Genomic DNA, 17548 nt, shown 5'->3' on the forward strand with positions numbered 1-17548 from the left:
TTCTTTTAATGCAGGTCGCGCAAAGGATGGCTATCCCATGGCGCCGTGAAATATTCATTGAGATACGTCTCGCTGACCTCGGCCAGGCTGGCCGGCTGCCACTGCGGCGCGTTGTCCTTGTCGATCAGCAAAGCACGCACGCCTTCGCTGAAGTCTGCATGGGCGCAACATTGCACGGCGACAATGAGTTCCAGCTGGAACACTTGCGCCAGGCTCATGTGCCGCGTGCGCTCGCGCATGGCCCACACCAGCGCAGCCGAAGTGGGCGCGCCCTTGTCCAGCGAGTGGGCCGCCTTTTGCAGCCAGACCGAATCGCCGTCATACGCGGCGATGGCAGCCACCACTTCGGGCAAAGTGCGCGCTTGCGTCAGCGCCGCGATGGCGTCGAAGTTGGCGCGCACTTCGGACACGGGCAGCATGGAGGCTGGCGCCGAGAAGCCACGCAGCAGGCGGTCCAGCTGCTCGCTGTTCACCTGCGGACTGGCTTGCCATTGCGCCAGCGCCAGCGCGTCGAGCACCATGTTCCGCTCTTCCTGGCGCAGGAAATAGTCGCCCAGGCCCGTAAACAGGGCGTCGGACGCGTTCATGGGCGCGCCCGTCAAACCCAGGAACAGGCCGCTGCGCCCCGGCATGCGGCCCAGGAACCAGCTGCCGCCCACGTCGGGGAACAGGCCAATCGTGATTTCCGGCATGGCGATACGCGTGCTTTCCGTCACGACGCGGTGGCTGGCACCGGCCATCAGGCCCAGGCCGCCGCCCATGACGATGCCGCCGCCCCACACCAGCAGCGGTTTCGCATACGTATGGATGCGGTGGTCGAGCCGGTATTCCTCGGCAAAGAAGGCCAGCGCCTGCGGGTTCGGCACGACACCGGGCTGTTCCACCACGGCCGAACGCAGGCTGCGCACGTCGCCGCCCGCGCAAAAGGCCTTGTCGGTCGACGAGTGCAGCACCACGCAGGCGACGGCGTCGTCAGCGGCCCAGCGCACGAGAGCGCCGTCAATGGCGCGTATCATGTCCAGGGTCAGCGCGTGCAGGGATTTGGGCGCATCGAGGGTGATGACGCCCAGCTTCATGCCGCCGGGACAGTCGCGCTCCTCGATTTTCACGGTTTCAAGCAAAGTCTCAACCATTCTTCCACTCCGCCGGACGTTTTTCCAGGAACGCCTGCACGCCCTCTTTCTGGTCTTGCGTATCGAACAGGCCCAGGAACAGGGTGCGTTCATCGGGCAGGGAATCGACGAGCGGATGGCTGCGCGCGCCCTGGATCAGGGTCTTGCATGCCGTCACGCTGCTCGGGCTCTGGCGCGCCACTTTGGCAGCCAGGGCCAACGCCGTGGCGGCAGCCTTGCCGGTTGGAACAACTTCCTCGACGAGGCCGATGGCCAGGGCCTTGGCTGCATCGACTCTCTCGCCGCACAAAATCATGCGCTTGGCCCAGCCTTCGCCCACCAGCCACGGCAAGTGCTGCGTGCCGCCCGCGCATGGCAGCAAGCCGACCGAGGCTTCCGGCAAGGCCATCTGCGCGTGTTCCTCGGCGATGCGGATGTCGCACGCCAGCGCGCATTCAAGACCGCCGCCCATGGCATAGCCATTGATGGCGGCGATGCTGACGCCGCGAAACGCGGACAATGCCTCGAACGCCTCGCCAAACGCGGCGGCCATGGCGAATGCCGTGTCCTTGTTACCGTCGGCAAACACGTTCAGGTCGGCGCCGGCCGAGAAGAACTTCGCGCCGCCGCCCGTGATCACGAGCGCGTACACGTCGGCGTCCGCATTCAGGTCGGCCACCAGCTCTTTCAGAGCGTTCAGGCTGGCCAGGGTCCACGTGTGGGCGGGCGGGTTGTCGAGAGTCACCAGGGCCGTGTGGCCACGGCGTTCCAGCAGTAAATTTGTATACACTTTGCTCATCGTAAGGTCTCCGTGGCGCCGTCTTTCAAAATCGCTCGCGCGACGATCAGGCGCATGATTTCATTCGTCCCTTCCAGGATCTGGTGCACCCGCGTGTCGCGCACGTGGCGCTCGAGCGGGTACTCGCGGATGTAGCCGTAGCCGCCATGCAATTGCAGCGCATCGTTGGCCACATTGAAACCCACATCCGTGGCGAAACGCTTTGCCATGGCGCAATACGCCGTGGCGTCCGGGCTTTCCTGGTCCAGTTTCCAGGCCGCCAGGCGCACCATCTGGCGCGCCGCCACCAGCTCCGTCAGCATGTCGGCCAGTTTGAATTGCAGGGCCTGGAACTGCGCCAGTTCGCGGCCGAACTGCGTGCGCTCCTTCATATACGTTCGCGCGCGCGTGAGGGCCGCCTGCGCCGTGCCCACCGAGCACACGGCGATATTGATGCGCCCGCCGTCGATGCCCTTCATGGCAATCGTAAAGCCTTCGCCTTCCGCGCCCAGCAAGTTGCCAACAGGCACTTTCACCTGGTCAAAACTGATGATGCGCGTGGGCTGGCTGTTCCAGCCCATCTTTTCTTCTTTCTTGCCATACACGATGCCGGGCAGATTCGCCGGCACGGCAAAGGCGGAAATACCGGCCGCGCCCTCGCCGCCCGTGCGCGCCATGACGATCAGCATGTCCGTCTGGCCCGCGCCCGAGATAAACGCTTTCGTACCGTCCAGCACATAAAAGTCGCCCTCCTTGACGGCTTTCGTGCGCAAGGACGCCGCATCCGATCCTGACTGCGGTTCCGTCAGGCAATAGCTGGCCAGCTTCTGGCCGGCGGCCAGGGCCGGCACCCACTCGTCGCACAGGGCTTCCTGGCCCCAGCGCGACAGCATCCAGGTGGCCATATTGTGGATCGTGATGTAGGCCGTGGTCGAAGTGCAGCCGCCGGCCAGCTCTTCAAACACGATGGCCGCATCCTGGCGGGAGAGGCCCAGGCCGCCCCAGCGCTGCGGCGTGTACAGGCCGCAAAAGCCCATCTCGCCCGCCTTGGCGATGGTGTCCACGGGGAAGATCGATTCCGCATCCCAATGCGCCGCGTGCGGCGCCAGTTCGCCTTCGGCAAACGCACGCGCCGCCTGCTGGAACTCGCGCTGCTCGTCGCTCAGTTCAAAGTCCATGGCAGCTCCTTACTTGAGGCTGATGGTGGTGTTGACCTTGCCCACCGAGGCCGCATCCGTGAACCAGCGCTGGGTAATCGTCTGCGTCTGCGTGTAGAACAGCACGACCTGCTTGCCGAACGGGCCCAGGTCGCCCAGCTTGGAGCCGCGCGAGCCCGTAAAGCTGAACAGGGGAACGGGAACGGGAATCGGCACGTTGATGCCGACCTGGCCCACGTCGATTTCTTCCTGGAAATAGCGCGCGGCCGCGCCGCTCTGCGTGAACAGGGCCGTGCCGTTGCCGTTCGGATTCGCGTTGACGAGGGCTATCGCTTCGTCCAGGGTATCGACTTCGACGACGATCAGGACGGGGCCAAAGATTTCCTGGTCATACACGGCCATGCCAGGTTTCACGCCGGACAAAATCGTCGGGCCGACGAAGTTGCCGTTCGGATAGCCATCGACCTTCACGTCGCGGCCATCCAGAGTCAGCACGGCACCCTGCTCGATGCCCTTGGCGATCAGGCCGAACACGCGCTCTTTCGCGGCGCACGAGATGACGGGACCCAGGTCCGGGTTGTCCTTGCCCGCGCCCACCGTCAGGGTTTGCGCCTTGGCGGCCAGTTCCGGCAGCCACTCGCGCGCCTCGCCCACCAGCACGGCGACGGACGCCGCCATGCAGCGCTGGCCGGCCGCGCCGAAACCGGCGCCCAGCAACTGGTTCAGGGTTTGTTCTTTATTTGCATCCGGCAAGACGACGGCGTGGTTCTTGGCACCCATCATGCATTGCGCGCGCTTGCCGTTCAGGCTGGCGCGCTGGTACACATGCGTGCCCACCTTGCTCGAGCCGACGAAGGAAATGGCCTTGATGTCCGGATGGTCGCACAGGGCGTTGACCACGTCTTCGCCGCCGTGGATGACGTTCAACACGCCAGCCGGGATGCCCGCCTGCAAGGCCAGGCGCACGAGTTTTTCCGTCACGAGCGGGTCTTGCTCCGATGGTTTCAACACGAAGGTATTGCCGCAGGCAATCGCCATCGGGAACATCCACAGGGGGATCATGGCGGGGAAATTGAATGGGGTAATGCCGGCGCACACGCCCAGCGGCTGCATCACGCTGTAGGTGTCGACGCCGCCGGCCACGTTTTGCGCGTATTCGCCCATCTGCAGGGTGCCGATATTAGCCGCATGTTCCACCACTTCCAGGCCGCGGAACACGTCGCCTTCCGCGTCGAGCAAAGTCTTGCCCTGTTCCATCGTCAGGGTGGCGGCCAGGTCGGCCATGTTTTCGCGGATCAGCTGCTGCAATTTCAAGAAAATGCGCGCGCGGGCGCCGATCGGCGTCTTGCGCCAGGTTTTGAAGGCGCGCTGGGCCGAGGCGATGGCCGCGTCGACTTCCTCCGGCGTGGCGAACGGCACCTTGGCCAGGACTTCCTGCGTGGCGGGGTTCACGACATCGCGCCAGACGGTGGTGCGGGATTCGACCCACTCGCCGTTGATCAAGAGGGGAACGGTCGGAATTGTGTTTTGCGTAGTCACTCGGAGTCTCCTGGTTGGTATAGGTCTGTTTGCATTATTCGCACAATCCAGCCTGCAAACAAGACGTGAAAATGCGAGATAATGCAAAGACGAATCTGTTAATCTGCAAAGATTGTAAATTTGCAGATTCCACAAACGGGGAAGAGGAAACGCGATGGCAAAGGTTTTCATGGGCGTGCGCCTGCAGCGGCTGCGCGAGGAACGGCGCATGACGCAGGTGGCGCTGGCCAAGGCCCTGGGCATCTCGCCCAGCTACCTGAACCAGATGGAGCGCAACCAGCGCCCGCTGACGGTGCCGATTCTGTTACGCATCGGCACGGTGCTGGGCGTTGACCCGCAAATCTTTTCCGAGCACGACAGCGCCAGCCTGGTGGCCGATGTGCGCGACGTGTTCGGCGAATTGCCCGACGCGCCGCCCACCTCGATGGCGGAATTGAAAATGCTGGTGGAAAACATGCCGGAACTGGCGCGCTCGATTTTGCTCTTGCAGCGGCGCTACCGCGTGATGGCGGAACGGGCCGATACGCTGGCCGCGCGCCTCGACGACGGCAGCCGCGGCGCCAGCTCGGCCGCGCCCTCCACGGACGAGGAAGTGCGCGAATACCTGAACCGGCGGCAAAACTATATCGATGAGCTGGACCGGGCGGCCGAACGGGTGGCAGGCGAACTCGATCCCTCCCTGCGCACGCTCGACGCGCTGCAAGGCCGGCTGCTGGAGCGCCACGGCATCCAGGTGCGCTTGTCCGATGGCGACGCGGGCATGGTGCGCAAGCACCGCTACGATGCCCAACAACATATCCTGTTTTTGCCCGACACCCTGACAGGTGGCCAGCGCGCCTTCCAGATGGCGGCGCAAATCAGCCTGCTCGAGCACAGCGACCTGATCGACGCGCTCGTGCTGGCGGCAGGACTCTCGGGCGCGGCCGCGCAGACTGGCGCACGCCTGGCCTTCTCGAATTATTTCGCCGGCGCCCTCTTGATGCCGTACCAGCGTTTTTTACAGGCGGCGGAAACGCGCGCCTACGATATCGAGCGCCTGGCGCACCAGTTCGGCGTGGGCTTCGAGGCCGTGTGCCACCGTTTGAGCACCATGCAGCGCCCCGAGGCGGCGGGGCTGCCGTTTTTCTTCGTGCGCGTCGACCGCGCGGGCAATGTCTCGAAGCGCCAGTCGGCCACGGATTTTCACTTTTCAAGAGTGGGCGGCACTTGCCCCCTGTGGATCGTGTACGACGCCTTCAGCCATCCGGGCCAGGTGCTCACGCAAGTGGCCAGCATGCCCGACGGCTGCACCTATTTATGGATCGCGCGCCAGGTCAGCACGGCGTCACCGGGCTTCCGCGCGCCCGGCAAGACGTTTGCCGTGGCGCTGGGCTGCGACATCTCGCAGGCGCACCGGCTGATCTATTCGAAGGGACTCGATTTGCACGACCCTTCCAGCGCCACACCCATCGGCACGGGCTGCAAGGTGTGCGAGCGCCAAAGCTGCCCGCAGCGGGCGTTTCCGTCGCTGCTGGCCCCGCCGCCGGCATCGGCCTGATTTACTCGACGACTCTTGCCCGCAACGCGTCGAATGCGCGCGCAAATTCCGCGCGCCAGTCGCGCCGCGTGGACTCGTCTATCCAGGCCGCGTCCAGGCCATTCAACATGAAGCCGCGCATGTCGTCGAGGCCAAAGCCAAATTCGCGCATCATCATCCAGGCGCCCGTCGGCGTCACGTGGTGCAGGGTCGGATCGTCCGTGTTCGGATGCAGTTTCAGGCCCAGCTTGGCCATGGCGCGGATCGGGTGATCGAGCGCCCAGCGCTCGGGCGCCAGTGTGCGCAGATAATACGAATTGGTGGGCACGACGGTGAACACCAGGCCCCGTTCCACGCAGCGCTGCGCCAGCTCCGGGTTATCGACGATCGTGTAGCCGTGGTCGACCCGGTCCACCTGCAATTCGTCTATCGCCGTCGCCACATTCATCCACGGCATGCCGAATTCGCCCGCATGCGCCGTGCACTTGAAGCCGGCGGCGCGCGCGGCGCGGTAGGCTTCGATGAACAGTTCGGGCGGACGGTCGTTTTCGCGGTAGTCGATGCCGATGCCGATCACTTCCGGCGCGCGGTAGGCCTTCATCCACTCCACTATCTGCACGGCTTCGGCGGGAGCCGCTTCACGGTCGATGCTGGGGATCAGACGGCCGATCACGCCAAAATCCCTTTGCGCATCGCGGATGGCGGCCACGATGGCGTCCTGCGCCGACTCGTAGCGGATGCCCGACACGCGCACGGTGCCGGTCGGGTTCCAGAAGAATTCCGCATAGCGCACGCCGTGGCCATGCACGTCTTCCAGGTATTCATACGCGAGGCAATACAGGTCCGTCGGCGAGACGATCAGGTGCGCGTCGAGCGCGCGCAGCACGCGCAGCACGCCGACGGGCTTGTCGCCGCGCGTGTAAAACGCGTCGATTTCCTCGGGAGTGACGACATTGCCCGTCTTGGCGGCCAGCGCGCGGAAAGTGGCTTGCCGCACCGTGCCGAACAGGTGGCAATGCAGCTCCACCTTCGGCATGGCGCGTAAAAACTGTTCGATGCTCAGGGGTGAATTAGACATGAAGCTCGTTTCGTAGTGAAGTGGGTCAGACGAGAATGGCGGCCAGGCGGCGCATCAGGCGCTCGATGGCGGCCGGGCCATCGGCCAGCATCGCCACCTGCGTGTTGATGGCGGCGCGGCGCGGCACGCGGAATTCGCACACCGTCATGCCGCGCGTCAGTTCGCCCGTCAATTCGATGGCCACGTGAGCCGGCTGGAACTGGAACAGCTGCGGCGCTTCCAGGTACAGGGCCACCACGGGGTCGTACATGGGCATGGGCACGGAACCGTCGCTGCTCCGGATGCGCACATACGCTTCCAGGTAGCCGGCCAGACGTAGCGCGCGCGGCGTGCCGAGGGCGCGCAGGCATTCCACTTCCGCATTCGTCACCAGGAGCTGGCGGCACAGGTTCAGACCGAACATGCGCAGCGGAATGCCGGATTTGAACACCTGGGCGGCCGCTTCCGGGTCCGCATAGATATTGAATTCGGCCGCCGCCGTATGGTTGCCCTGGTCGGTCGAGCCGCCCATCAGGATGATTTCGACGATCTTGCCCGCGATATCGGGCGCCTTGGCCAGCGCGGTTGCGATATTGGTCATCGGTGCGATCGCCATGATGGTGATCTGGCCGGGATGCTTGCGCACGGCGGCGATCAGCGCGTCGACGGCGTGGCCCGCAGCGTCACTGGCGGCACCGGGCGGCAGGATGTCGCCCGTGGTCGGCATGCCGCTGTCGCCCAGGATGCGCTGCGCCGTCTCGATGACGCCGGCCAGCGGTTCTTCGCAGCCGCGGTAGATCGGCACCGTCAAGCCGTCATGGGCCTTGATGCGCAAGGCGTTGTCGTAAGTGATGGCGACGGGTGCATTGCCCGCCACCACGCTCACGCCCAGCCACTCGATGTCGGGATTACTGCCCAAGAGCAGCATCGTCAGCCAGTCGTCGAAACCGGGATCGGTGTCGAGCCAGATCTTTTTCAAGGCTTGGGTCATGATGGTCTCAGGTTAAAAAATCAGGCAGCCAGCCACAGGGCGCTGTCGGACGGCAGTACGAAGGAGACGGCCGTGCCTTCGCGCCAGGCGGCGCCACCGGCCGCGCAAATGCCCTTGACCTGGCCCAGCGGCGTTTGCAGCAGGTATTCGACGGTGTCGCCCAGGAAGCCGCGCGCCAGCACGGTGCCAGGGTACTGACCTGCCGCGTCGTCGGCGGCGCAGACGCGCACCTTGTCCGGACGCCAGCCCAGCACCGTGGTGCCGGCAGCGACAGGGGACGTGTACGGCAGGCTGGCGCCGGCGTGGTGCAGCGCGCCGTCGCGGTAGTCGAACAGGTTTTCGAAACCCATGAAGTTGGCGACGAAGCGCGTGGACGGCGTATTGAAGACGGCTTCCGGCGCGGCCAGCTGCTCGATGCGCCCGCCATTCATGACGACGATGCGGTCGGACAGGGCCAGCGCTTCTTCCTGGTCATGCGTCACGTACAGCATGGTGATGCCCAGTTCGCGCTGGATGCGACGCAGCTCGGCGCGCATCTGCACGCGCAGCTTGGCGTCCAGGTTCGACAACGGCTCGTCTAACAGCAGCAGGGCCGGCTCAACGACGATGGCGCGCGCCAGCGCCACGCGCTGCTGCTGGCCGCCGGACATCTGCGCCGGCAGGCGCGTCTCGAACCCCGTCAGTCCCACGGCGGCGATCACGGCTTCCACTTTCGTTTTCAGCAGCGCCGGCGCCACCTTGCGCAGGCGCAGGCCGAAGGCGATGTTGTCATACACATTCAAGTGCGGGAACAGCGCATACGACTGGAAGACCATGCCGATATTGCGCTTGTTCGGCGCCAGCTTGCCGATTTCGCGGCCGTCGAGCACGATGCGGCCCGACTGCAGCGGCATCAGGCCGGCGATGGCGCGCATGGTGGTGGTCTTGCCGCAGCCGCTGGGGCCCAGCAGGGAAATCAGCTCGCCCTGCTCGACGTGCAAGTCCAGGTCTTTCACGGACGTCGTGTTCTTGGCGTAGCCGAGGTTCAGCTTGTGCAGTTCCAGATAACTCATCGTGTGTTGCCTCTTACATGTATTTAGAAATGCCCAGCACCTTTTCGGTCACCATCACGAAGGCCATGGTGAACAAGACCAGCAAGGTCGACAGGGCAGCGATCGACGGATCGAAACTGTTTTCCATATGGCCCAGCATCTCGATGGGCAAGGTGCTGATGCCGGGACCCGTGAGGAACAGCGAGACGGGCACCTGGTTGAACGAGGTGACGAAGGCGAGGAAGAAGGCGGCGATCACGGCGTTGCGGATATTCGGCAGCACGATCATGAAAAACGCGCGCAGGCGCGACGCGCCCAGGGTGATGGCCGCATCCTCGATATCCACGCGCAGGTTGACCAGGCTGGCATACACGACACGCACCGAGTACGGAATCAGCAGCGCGATATGGCCGATCAAGAGGCCCACGTACACGGGCGCATTGATCGTCAGCACCAGGTGGTGCAGCAAGCCCAAACCGACGAGGATGGCGGGAATGATCAGCGGCGATGTCAGGATTTGCCGGATGGCGCCGATACCGGGCGGCGGCATGCGCGAAAACGCATACGCGACGGGGATGCCCAGCAACAGCGCGATGACGGTGGCGATCAGGCCGATTTCCAGGCTGGTCTGGAAGGCGCGGCGGAACTCGGGCGCCGACCACACTTCGAGGATCCAGCGCAGCGAATACGATTCGGGCGGGAAGGCCAAGGTTTCGCCGCCGGAAAAGCCGGCCAGCACGACGATGGCGAAGGGTCCCAGCAGGAACAAAAACACCAGCCATAAAACGGCACGTGAAAACAGGCTTTCTTTCATACGGAACTCCGGCTCGAGGAAATACGTTTAAGGCCGGCATTCACCAGCAGGGTCATGCAGACGAGGATGACGGCGATCACATTCGCGGCGCCGAAATCGCTCTCCACGCTGACCTTCTGGTACAGCAGCGTTTCCAGCATCAGCACCTTGGTGCCGCCCAGGAGGGCCGGCGTCACGTAGGCCGTCACGCAGCCCGTAAACACCAGGGTGCCGCCGACCACCAGGCCTTCCTGCGTCAGCGGCAGGGTGACCTTGCAGAATACTTGCCATGGATTCGCGCCCAAAGTCGCCGCGGCCGGCTCCACGTCGCGCGGCAGGTTTTCCAGCGCGCCCGCCAGCGACATCAGCATCAAGGGCAGCAGCAATTGCAGCAGGCCGACAAAGACGGCGAACTCGCTGAACAGCAAACGCAGCGGCTCGTCCGTGAAACCCATGTTGACGAGCGCCGCGTTGAGGGCGCCATTACGGCCCAGCAGCACGATCCACGCATAGGTACGCGCGATCGGCGAGACCATCAGCGGCAGAATCATCATGCCGACCACCAGACCGCGCCACTTCGGCGACACGCGCGCCACGGCTTGCGCGGCCGGATAGCCGAGGATGATGGACGCCAGGGTCACCAGCGCGGCGATGCGCAGGGTGCGCCAGAAGATGGTGCGGTTGAATTCCTGCGAGAAGAATGCAACGAAGCGGTCAACACCCCACTGCATGCCGTCGCCGACGCGGAAGGCGTCGATCAGCAAGGCCAGCACGGGCAGCAGGAAGCAGACGACGATAAAGATCAGCGCCGGCAGGACCAGCAGCAGTCCCAGGCGCTTTTTTGGATCAGCAAACATGGTGTTTTCTCCTCGTCACCACTATTTGCTCATGGCCTTGTTCCACTGCGTCATCCAGTTGCTGCGCTGTTTGATGATGGTTTCCGGCTTGACGAACTTCAGCGAGCTGATTTGATCGGCGCCATAGGTATTGAATTGCGCGGCCGCCACCGACAGGCGCACGTCCTTGTTGACGGGCGAGTCGACCAGGTTGGTCGCCAGCTGCGTCTGCACTTCCTTGGACAGCCAGAAATCCATCAGCTGGTAGGCCAGGTCCGCATTCTTTGACCCGGCAACGATGCCCATCACGTTCATGCCGGCCGCCTGGCCTTCGGCCGGGATGCTCCATTTCAGGGGCAGGCCCGTCTTGAGCATTTGCGACCAGGTAAAGCGCGCCACGGGCGCGGCCCAGATTTCATCCTGCGCAAACAGGGCGGCCAGCTGCGCGCTATTTTTCGAGAACGTGACGACGTTGCCCTTCATGCCGACGATCTTGGCAAAGCCCGTGGCGTAGTCATCCGTCTTGCCGCCCCAGGCCGCATCAGCCATGCGCAGCATCAAGGGGCCCTGCGTGGTGCTCACGTCGGGGAAGGCCACGCGGCCCTTCAGTTCGGGGCGCCACAGGTCCTTCCAGGACGTCAGCGGGGCAACCTTGTCGCTGCGGTACACCAGGCCGACCGAATACAGGGTGTAGCCGACGGCGTAGTTGCCGCCGATAGGGTTTTTCGCCACGTCGTACAGGGCTTTGTAATTGCTCAGCTTGGAATAATCCATGGGCTGGATCACGCCCTTTTGCGCCGCTTCCAGCATGCCGGAATCGGACAGCAGCACCAGGTCGATCACCGGGTTCTTGGCGTGCACCACCAGCTTGGCGATGCGATCCGCATTATTCCCCGTTTCCACCTTGATATCGCAACCGCATTTGGCCTTGAACGGCTCGTACACATACTTCATGAACAAGGGCTGGGCAATCGGATAGGCCGAAATGACCAGCTCGCGTTTTTCCGCGTGGGCGGCGTTGGCCAGCAAGCCTAGGCTCAACGCCAACATGAGGTGCTTTTTCAAGATGCTTCCTTTCAGGGGACGGCGCTGCGGGACAGCGCCTGTAAAGATGAATCAGAATCAGAAATAATGTCGCATGCCAACGATCAGCACGCTTTGCGTCTTGCCGCCCGAGGCGCCGAAGCCGAACACGCGGGCGAACGTCGCATCGCCGGCCGCTTTCTGGTAGCTCCAGGTGATGGCGACATCGGTGCGCTTGGACAGGAAGTAATCGGCCTGGAAGTTAACCTGGTGCCATTTCGGCGTCTTGTTGATCACGTCATATTTACCAGTCGTATAGAAATACGACGCGCCCAGGTTCAACGCTTCCGTCAGCTTGTGGTTCACGTTCAAGTCCACGTTCTGCAGGGTCAGATTGCTTTGATCCAGGTAGTGGTAGCGCACATTGGTGTACAAGGCGCCAAACTTGGTCTTGCCCACATTATAAAAGCCTCCCGTGCCGGCGATGGCCTGGCTGTCCACGCCGGCGCCCTTGACGGCGCTCTTGTTAAAGATCAACAGGGAACTGGCATAATCATTGCCGATGGCGCCATTCGGCGCATCGGGGCTGTTCGGGCGATCCATCTTGGTGTAGGCGACGGCCCAGCTGAAGGCATCGACCTTGTAGCCGGCGCCCATGCTGTAGACGCGGTTGCGGTTCGAATCTTCCGGGTTCTCGCTGAAACCATACAAGCCCGTGAACGACAGGTTGCTGATATTCGGGCTGACATACTTGACGGCGTTTTGCACGCGCAGGTTGTTGTAGCCATTGTCGTTGTCGCCGATGTGCACGCCGTTACTGGCGATGACCACGGGACCCAGCAGATCCTTGACGGCTTCGTACTGGCGGCCCAGGGTCAAGGTACCCTTGTCGTTGCTGGACAAACCCACATACGACTGGCGGCCGAACAGACGGCCGCTTTGCGAAGCCGTGCCCGTCATTACGTTAAAACCGTTTTCCAGCACGAAGATAGCCTTGGTGCCGTCGCCCAGGTCTTCCTGACCGCGGAAACCGATGCGGGGATTCTGATTCGTGCCGCTCAGCGCATGCGTGCGGCTGCCTTTGCCCTCATCCGACACATAGCCGATACCGGCCGACAGCAGTCCATACACTTGCACGCTGCTTTGCGCCTGCGCCGCGCCCTGCGCCGCCAGCAAGCCACCCACTACCATCGTTCCCGTCATCCATTTGTTCATCGCCGCCACCCTAAAAAGAATAAACCCTGAGTTTTTTTGGAATTATTTTATTGATGCATCCCTTGCATGGCGCGCCGCCGTACGTGCCGGCACCGCATTCCAGGCGCTTCTCCCGAATATTGTTGCTTTCAAGACAAGTAAGGACCAGTCCAGAATATGGTAAATTGCGGGATAAGAAAATTTGTTTATTTTTATAAATCCATTACTTTTTCTAATAAGCAACGCCCATGCATGAACTGAGCAAGAAAATTTCCTTACGACATTTACAAGCGTTTTCCACCCTAGCCCGGGTAAACAGCTTCAGCAAGGCTGCACAGGAATTGTGCGTGACCCAGCCGGCCCTCAGCGCGTCGATCAAGCTGCTGGAAAATCAATTGGGAAAAAAGTTGTTTAACCGCACAACCCACCAGCTGGAATTGACGCGCGAAGGCAAGCTGGCGCTCGAATACGCCACGCATTTATTGAATACGGCCAGCAACACCTTTGCCGATATCCAGCGCGCCATCGGCAGCGGCCGGCATCGCATCCGCATCGGCGCCATCCCCTCGGCCATGGCGATGACGGCCGTGGTGGTGGCGCGCTACTGCGAGCAGCATGGAGATGAAGTGGAAATCGTCCTGTCGGACATGCCCAACGACGGCTTGCTGCATGCGCTGCATTCGGGCCAGCTGGACTTTTGCGTGGGCATCGAGGTGCCCGGTTCCGTGTCGCTGGAAAGCGTGGGCCTGTTCGAAGACGAGCTGGTCTTGGTGACGGCGGGACGCCATGCGCTGGCGCCGCTCAAGGAAGTGCGCTGGGAACAGCTGGCGGGCCAGGAAATCGTTGTATTTACCAAGGGCAGCATCTGGGAGTTCGCCTCGAGCGCGCTGCGCCAGCATGGCCTGAGCCCGTCGAGCCTGTACCAGATGATCCACAGCGAGTCGCTGTACGGCGTGGTGCGCGCCGGCATCGCCGTGGGCATCATGCCCAGCCTGTACACGACCTTCCTCAACGACGAGGACCTGCATGTGGCACCGCTGCGCCAGCCCACCTGCAAGCGCAAGATCGCCCTGATGCGGCGCAATGAAATCAGCCGCAACCACCATGTGGACGACTGTTTTTCAGCGTTGCGCCAGGATTTGCAGCAGGTCGACCAGTGGTTTTAAGTTAAAACTCAAGCAGGCGCCTTCAGCAGATTCGCCAAGGCAACATACTGCTCCAGCCCCACGGTTTCCGGACGCAGGGTCGGGTCGATGCCGGCCGCCTTGATCTGCTCTTCCGTAAACATCCCGGCCAGGCAATTGCGGATCACCTTGCGGCGTTGCGAAAAGGCCTTCATGACCACGGCTTCCAGCGTGGCCTGGTCGCACGCGAGGCGCTCGGCCACGGGGATCATGCGCACGATGGCCGATTCCACCTTCGGCGGCGGATCAAACGCCGTCGGCGGCACGATGAACAGCAGCGACATCTTGTAGCGCCATTGCAGCATCACGGACAGGCGGCCATACGCCTTGCTGCCCGGCTCGGCCACCATGCGCTCGACCACTTCCTTTTGCAGCATGAAATGCTGGTCCTGCACCAGCGGCGCGAAGTCCGCCAGGTGGAACAGCAGGGGGCTGGAAATGTTATATGGCAAATTGCCCACGATGCGCAGCTTCTGACCGGCCGGCACGGGGATTTGCGCGAAATCGAATTTCAGCGCGTCGCCCGAATGGATCGTCAGCTTGGCCGGATTAAACGTTTTTTCCAGGCGCACGATCAGGTCGCGGTCCAGTTCCACCACATGCATCTGTTTCAAATGGCGCAGCAGCTGCTCCGTCATGGCGCCCAGGCCGGGGCCGATCTCGACCATGGCATCGTCCGGCTGCGGCGCGATGGCGGCCGTGATGTCATCGAGGACGAAGCGGTCATGCAGGAAGTTCTGGCCAAAGCGTTTGCGGGCAACGTGTTTCATAATGTGTTTTCTATCAATGCGGTAAAGCCGGCACAGGCCGGCGGGATCGTTGAGCAGGCAGCGTCGGGTTACGTCTTGCGGCTAACCCGACCTACGCTCTGGTCGGGGTGCTGGCGCGCAGCATGTCGAGCGCCGTTTGCAGGGCTTGCTCCATGCTGTGGCAATCGGCCAGGCCCAGTCCTTGCGCGGCCAGGTCCAGCGCCGTGCCGTGGTCGACCGAGGTGCGGATCAGCGGCAAGCCCAGGGTGATATTGATGCCGCGCCCGAAGGTCGCGTATTTCAGCACCGGCAAACCCTGGTCGTGGTACATGGCCAGCACGCAGTCGGCGTCCGCCAGATATTTTTGCTGGAACAAGGTGTCGGCCGGGTACGGTCCGCGCGCATCGATGCCGCGCGCTTGCGCCGCGGCAATCGCCGGGGTGATGACATCGATTTCCTCGCGTCCCAGATACCCGCCCTCGCCCGCGTGCGGGTTCAGGCCGGTGACGAGGATACGCGGCGCGGCGATGCCGAATTTCTGTTGCAAATCAAGCTGAATGATATCCAGCGTGACGGCCAGGCTGTCCATCGTGATGGCAGCGGACACGTCCTTCAATGGCAAATGCGTGGTGGCCAGCGCCACGCGCAGGGTCGGCTCGCCGTGGCCCGGTTCGCCGGCCAGCATCATCACCACTTGCGGCGTGCCGGTTTTTTCTGCCAGGTATTCCGTATGGCCGGAAAAGGCCACGCCCGCGTCGTTGATCGTGCTCTTCTGCAAGGGGGCCGTGACCATGGCGCCAAACCAGCCCGCCTGGACACCCTCCACGGCCGCGTCCAGGGTAGCGAGCACGGAACGCCCGTTTTCCTTGTCCAGCACGCCAGGAATGACATTGTTCACAGTGGGAATATCGATCACGGCCAGGCGGCCGGGACCGAACTGGGGCAAGCCGCTGTTGCGCACGGCTTGCAGCGACAGCGCCGCCAGGCGGATCTCCGGATCGATCAGGCTGGCCGTCAGCGCCAGGAAGGCGGCGTCGCCCAGCAGGATGCAGTTGACTTCATTGCGCATGGCCCAGGCGGCGCGTATCGAGATTTCCGGACCGACACCGGCCGGTTCGCCACAGGTAATGGCGATGGCCGGGCGGCGTACAACAGGCAAGTTACTCATGCGCAATCAGTCAGCAGCATTACTGGTCGTCCGCGCGGAATTCGACGTAAGCACGGTCGCGCACTTCGCGCGCCCAGTTTTCCGTCGCTTCTTCCAGCTTGCGTTCGCGCAAGGCATTGCGTGCGGCAGCGCGTTTCTTCTCTTTCGAGACGTCGTCGCTCTTACGTTCCAGCACTTCGATCAGATGGAAGCCAAAGCTCGATTCGATCGGCTGGCTCACTTCGCCCGGTTTCAGCGCATTCATCGCCGTTTCGAATTCCGGCACGGTGTCGCCTGGATACAGCCAGCCCAGGTCGCCGCCCTTGGCCGCGGAACCGTCGTTCGAGAACAAACGGGCCAGGTCTTCGAACTTCGCGGCCTTGTTGTCGAGACGTTCTTTCAATTCCAGCAATTTGCGCTTGGCTTCGGCCGCCGACAGGGTCGGCGTCACTTTCAGCAGGATGTGGCGGGCATGCGTTTGCTGCACGGCGGCGACGGCTTGCGCCTCGGCAGCGCTGCGGCGGTCCACCAGCTTCAGGATATGGAAGCCCGTGTTGCTCTTGATGATAGGCGTGATCTGGCCTGGCTTCAATTTCAGCAACTGTTCCGTGAACAGGGGTGGCAGGCGGTCGCTCTGGCGCCAGCCGATATCGCCGCCGCTCAGCGCATCGCTGGCGTCGGAATAGGTGGCGGCCATCTTGGCGAAATCGGCGCCCGTGCGCAGCTGGCGGCTGACTTCTTCGGCGCGCGCGCGGCGTGCGGCGATTTGTTCGGGGCTGGAATTTTCCGGAATGCGCACGAGAATTTGCGCCAGGTTCAGCTCCACCTGTTCGCTGGCTGCCGCTTTTTCCGCTTCCAGGAAGTTATCCACTTCGGAATCGGAAATCTGGATCTTGGCGTCGACTTCGTGCTCGCGCAGACGCTGCATGATGATTTCATCGCGGATTTCTTCGCGGAAGGTCGCAAACGGCGTGCCTTCTTTTTCCATCTGGTTGCGCAGCTCTTGCACCGTCATCTTTTGCTGTTCAGCAATACGGCCAATCGCGCGGTCCAGGGTCAGGTCATCCACGCGCACACCCATTTCCTTGGCCAGCTGCATTTGCGCGCGCTCGACAATCATGCGTTCGAGCAACTGGCGGCGCAGGTCGGCAGGGTCGGGAAGCGGGATATTCTGCGCCTTCATGCGCTGCTCCACGCTCTTGATGCGGGCCGCCACTTCATTGCGCGTGATCACATCGTCATTGACGACAACGGCGATGGAGTCGATGGTCTGGCCACTGCTCGACGCAGGGGGCGTGAAGCCCTTGACTGGCGCTGGGGCAGCGGCAGCAGGCTTGGCCGCAGGCGCTGGCGCAGCCTGTTGCGCCCAGACACTACTGGTCGTGGCGCCGGAAATGGCGCACAACAAAACCGTTGCAATTTTGAGTTGGTGCATACTGGC

At 62.9% G+C, this 17548-nt stretch carries 16 protein-coding genes; 2 read left to right on the top strand and 14 right to left on the bottom strand.

Annotated features, from left to right (window positions below; genetic code table 11):
• Positions 1-5: 5 nt before the first annotated feature.
• The 4 genes from JAB4_RS27950 to JAB4_RS27965 are packed head-to-tail and all read right to left on the bottom strand — an operon-like array spanning position 6 to position 4586.
• Positions 6-1133, bottom strand: a complete 1128-nt coding sequence (locus JAB4_RS27950) for an enoyl-CoA hydratase/isomerase family protein (protein WP_070220546.1) — start codon at positions 1131-1133, stop codon at positions 6-8.
• Positions 1126-1911: an enoyl-CoA hydratase gene (locus JAB4_RS27955; RefSeq protein ID WP_070220548.1), complete on the bottom strand. Its 786-nt coding sequence runs from the start codon at positions 1909-1911 to the stop codon at positions 1126-1128. Before JAB4_RS27955 ends, JAB4_RS27950 begins: the two co-directional genes overlap by 8 nt.
• On the bottom strand, positions 1908-3068 hold the full coding sequence (locus JAB4_RS27960; RefSeq protein WP_070220550.1) for an acyl-CoA dehydrogenase family protein: 1161 nt from the start codon (positions 3066-3068) through the stop codon (positions 1908-1910). Before JAB4_RS27960 ends, JAB4_RS27955 begins: the two co-directional genes overlap by 4 nt.
• Positions 3069-3077: 9 nt before the next feature.
• Entirely contained in the window at positions 3078-4586 is a 1509-nt protein-coding gene (locus JAB4_RS27965; protein WP_070220552.1) for a CoA-acylating methylmalonate-semialdehyde dehydrogenase, read from the bottom strand.
• A 154-nt stretch (positions 4587-4740) separates the two neighbouring features.
• Between JAB4_RS27965 and JAB4_RS27970 the strand changes: the two genes are divergently transcribed.
• Positions 4741-6123, top strand: a complete 1383-nt coding sequence (locus tag JAB4_RS27970) for a short-chain fatty acyl-CoA regulator family protein (RefSeq protein WP_070220554.1) — start codon at positions 4741-4743, stop codon at positions 6121-6123.
• Position 6124: 1 nt separating this feature from the next.
• Here the strand turns inward: JAB4_RS27970 and JAB4_RS27975 are convergent, their stop codons facing one another.
• Genes JAB4_RS27975 through JAB4_RS28005 form a run of 7 tightly spaced genes read right to left on the bottom strand, consistent with a single transcriptional unit; the run spans position 6125 to position 13048 of the window.
• Complete coding sequence (locus JAB4_RS27975; protein ID WP_070220556.1) at positions 6125-7180, bottom strand: adenosine deaminase; 1056 nt, start codon at positions 7178-7180, stop codon at positions 6125-6127.
• Positions 7181-7205: 25 nt separating this feature from the next.
• Positions 7206-8150 carry a nucleoside hydrolase gene (locus tag JAB4_RS27980; protein ID WP_227742057.1) on the bottom strand — a complete coding sequence of 315 codons (945 nt, stop codon included), beginning with the start codon at positions 8148-8150 and terminating at the stop codon, positions 7206-7208.
• 20 nt (positions 8151-8170) lie between these two features.
• Positions 8171-9202: an ABC transporter ATP-binding protein gene (locus JAB4_RS27985; protein WP_070220558.1), complete on the bottom strand. Its 1032-nt coding sequence runs from the start codon at positions 9200-9202 to the stop codon at positions 8171-8173.
• 13 nt (positions 9203-9215) lie between these two features.
• Entirely contained in the window at positions 9216-9995 is a 780-nt protein-coding gene (locus JAB4_RS27990; protein ID WP_035822719.1) for an ABC transporter permease, read from the bottom strand.
• Positions 9992-10831, bottom strand: coding sequence for an ABC transporter permease (locus tag JAB4_RS27995; protein WP_070220560.1), 840 nt, complete (start codon positions 10829-10831; stop codon positions 9992-9994). The genes JAB4_RS27990 and JAB4_RS27995 overlap by 4 nt, the downstream gene beginning before the upstream one ends.
• Before the next feature lie 21 nt (positions 10832-10852).
• Positions 10853-11875 (bottom strand): ABC transporter substrate-binding protein, encoded by a 1023-nt coding sequence (locus JAB4_RS28000; protein WP_227742058.1) that lies wholly within the window; start codon positions 11873-11875, stop codon positions 10853-10855.
• A 57-nt stretch (positions 11876-11932) separates the two neighbouring features.
• Positions 11933-13048 carry a porin gene (locus JAB4_RS28005; RefSeq protein ID WP_227742059.1) on the bottom strand — a complete coding sequence of 372 codons (1116 nt, stop codon included), beginning with the start codon at positions 13046-13048 and terminating at the stop codon, positions 11933-11935.
• Between the two features lie 227 nt (positions 13049-13275).
• Between JAB4_RS28005 and JAB4_RS28010 the strand changes: the two genes are divergently transcribed.
• Complete coding sequence (locus JAB4_RS28010) at positions 13276-14193, top strand: LysR family transcriptional regulator (protein ID WP_070220566.1); 918 nt, start codon at positions 13276-13278, stop codon at positions 14191-14193.
• A gap of 8 nt (positions 14194-14201) precedes the next feature.
• Here the strand turns inward: JAB4_RS28010 and rsmA are convergent, their stop codons facing one another.
• The 3 genes from rsmA to JAB4_RS28025 form a co-directional block, all read right to left on the bottom strand.
• Positions 14202-14981, bottom strand: a complete 780-nt coding sequence (gene rsmA, locus JAB4_RS28015; protein WP_070220568.1) for a 16S rRNA (adenine(1518)-N(6)/adenine(1519)-N(6))-dimethyltransferase RsmA — start codon at positions 14979-14981, stop codon at positions 14202-14204.
• A 91-nt stretch (positions 14982-15072) separates the two neighbouring features.
• Positions 15073-16128, bottom strand: coding sequence for a 4-hydroxythreonine-4-phosphate dehydrogenase PdxA (gene pdxA, locus JAB4_RS28020; RefSeq protein WP_070220570.1), 1056 nt, complete (start codon positions 16126-16128; stop codon positions 15073-15075).
• Between the two features lie 19 nt (positions 16129-16147).
• On the bottom strand, positions 16148-17542 hold the full coding sequence (locus JAB4_RS28025) for a peptidylprolyl isomerase (protein WP_227742060.1): 1395 nt from the start codon (positions 17540-17542) through the stop codon (positions 16148-16150).
• Between the last annotated feature and the right edge of the window lie 6 nt (positions 17543-17548).

It is taken from the genome of Janthinobacterium sp. HH102 (assembly GCF_001758625.2).
In the GTDB taxonomy this organism is placed as follows: domain Bacteria; phylum Pseudomonadota; class Gammaproteobacteria; order Burkholderiales; family Burkholderiaceae_D; genus Janthinobacterium.

What these genes read in the sequence shown, in the direction of transcription:
- JAB4_RS27950 (WP_070220546.1), bottom strand. Translation starts at nt 1,133, where the DNA reads ATGGTTGAGACTTTGCTTGAAACCGTGAAAATCGAGGAGCGCGACTGT.
- JAB4_RS27955 (WP_070220548.1), bottom strand. Translation starts at nt 1,911, where the DNA reads ATGAGCAAAGTGTATACAAATTTACTGCTGGAACGCCGTGGCCACACG.
- JAB4_RS27960 (WP_070220550.1), bottom strand. Translation starts at nt 3,068, where the DNA reads ATGGACTTTGAACTGAGCGACGAGCAGCGCGAGTTCCAGCAGGCGGCG.
- JAB4_RS27970 (WP_070220554.1), top strand. Translation starts at nt 4,741, where the DNA reads ATGGCAAAGGTTTTCATGGGCGTGCGCCTGCAGCGGCTGCGCGAGGAA.
- JAB4_RS27975 (WP_070220556.1), bottom strand. Translation starts at nt 7,180, where the DNA reads ATGTCTAATTCACCCCTGAGCATCGAACAGTTTTTACGCGCCATGCCG.
- JAB4_RS27980 (WP_227742057.1), bottom strand. Translation starts at nt 8,150, where the DNA reads ATGACCCAAGCCTTGAAAAAGATCTGGCTCGACACCGATCCCGGTTTC.
- JAB4_RS27985 (WP_070220558.1), bottom strand. Translation starts at nt 9,202, where the DNA reads ATGAGTTATCTGGAACTGCACAAGCTGAACCTCGGCTACGCCAAGAAC.
- JAB4_RS27990 (WP_035822719.1), bottom strand. Translation starts at nt 9,995, where the DNA reads ATGAAAGAAAGCCTGTTTTCACGTGCCGTTTTATGGCTGGTGTTTTTG.
- JAB4_RS27995 (WP_070220560.1), bottom strand. Translation starts at nt 10,831, where the DNA reads ATGTTTGCTGATCCAAAAAAGCGCCTGGGACTGCTGCTGGTCCTGCCG.
- JAB4_RS28005 (WP_227742059.1), bottom strand. Translation starts at nt 13,048, where the DNA reads ATGAACAAATGGATGACGGGAACGATGGTAGTGGGTGGCTTGCTGGCG.
- JAB4_RS28010 (WP_070220566.1), top strand. Translation starts at nt 13,276, where the DNA reads ATGCATGAACTGAGCAAGAAAATTTCCTTACGACATTTACAAGCGTTT.
- rsmA (WP_070220568.1), bottom strand. Translation starts at nt 14,981, where the DNA reads ATGAAACACGTTGCCCGCAAACGCTTTGGCCAGAACTTCCTGCATGAC.
- pdxA (WP_070220570.1), bottom strand. Translation starts at nt 16,128, where the DNA reads ATGAGTAACTTGCCTGTTGTACGCCGCCCGGCCATCGCCATTACCTGT.
- JAB4_RS28025 (WP_227742060.1), bottom strand. Translation starts at nt 17,542, where the DNA reads ATGCACCAACTCAAAATTGCAACGGTTTTGTTGTGCGCCATTTCCGGC.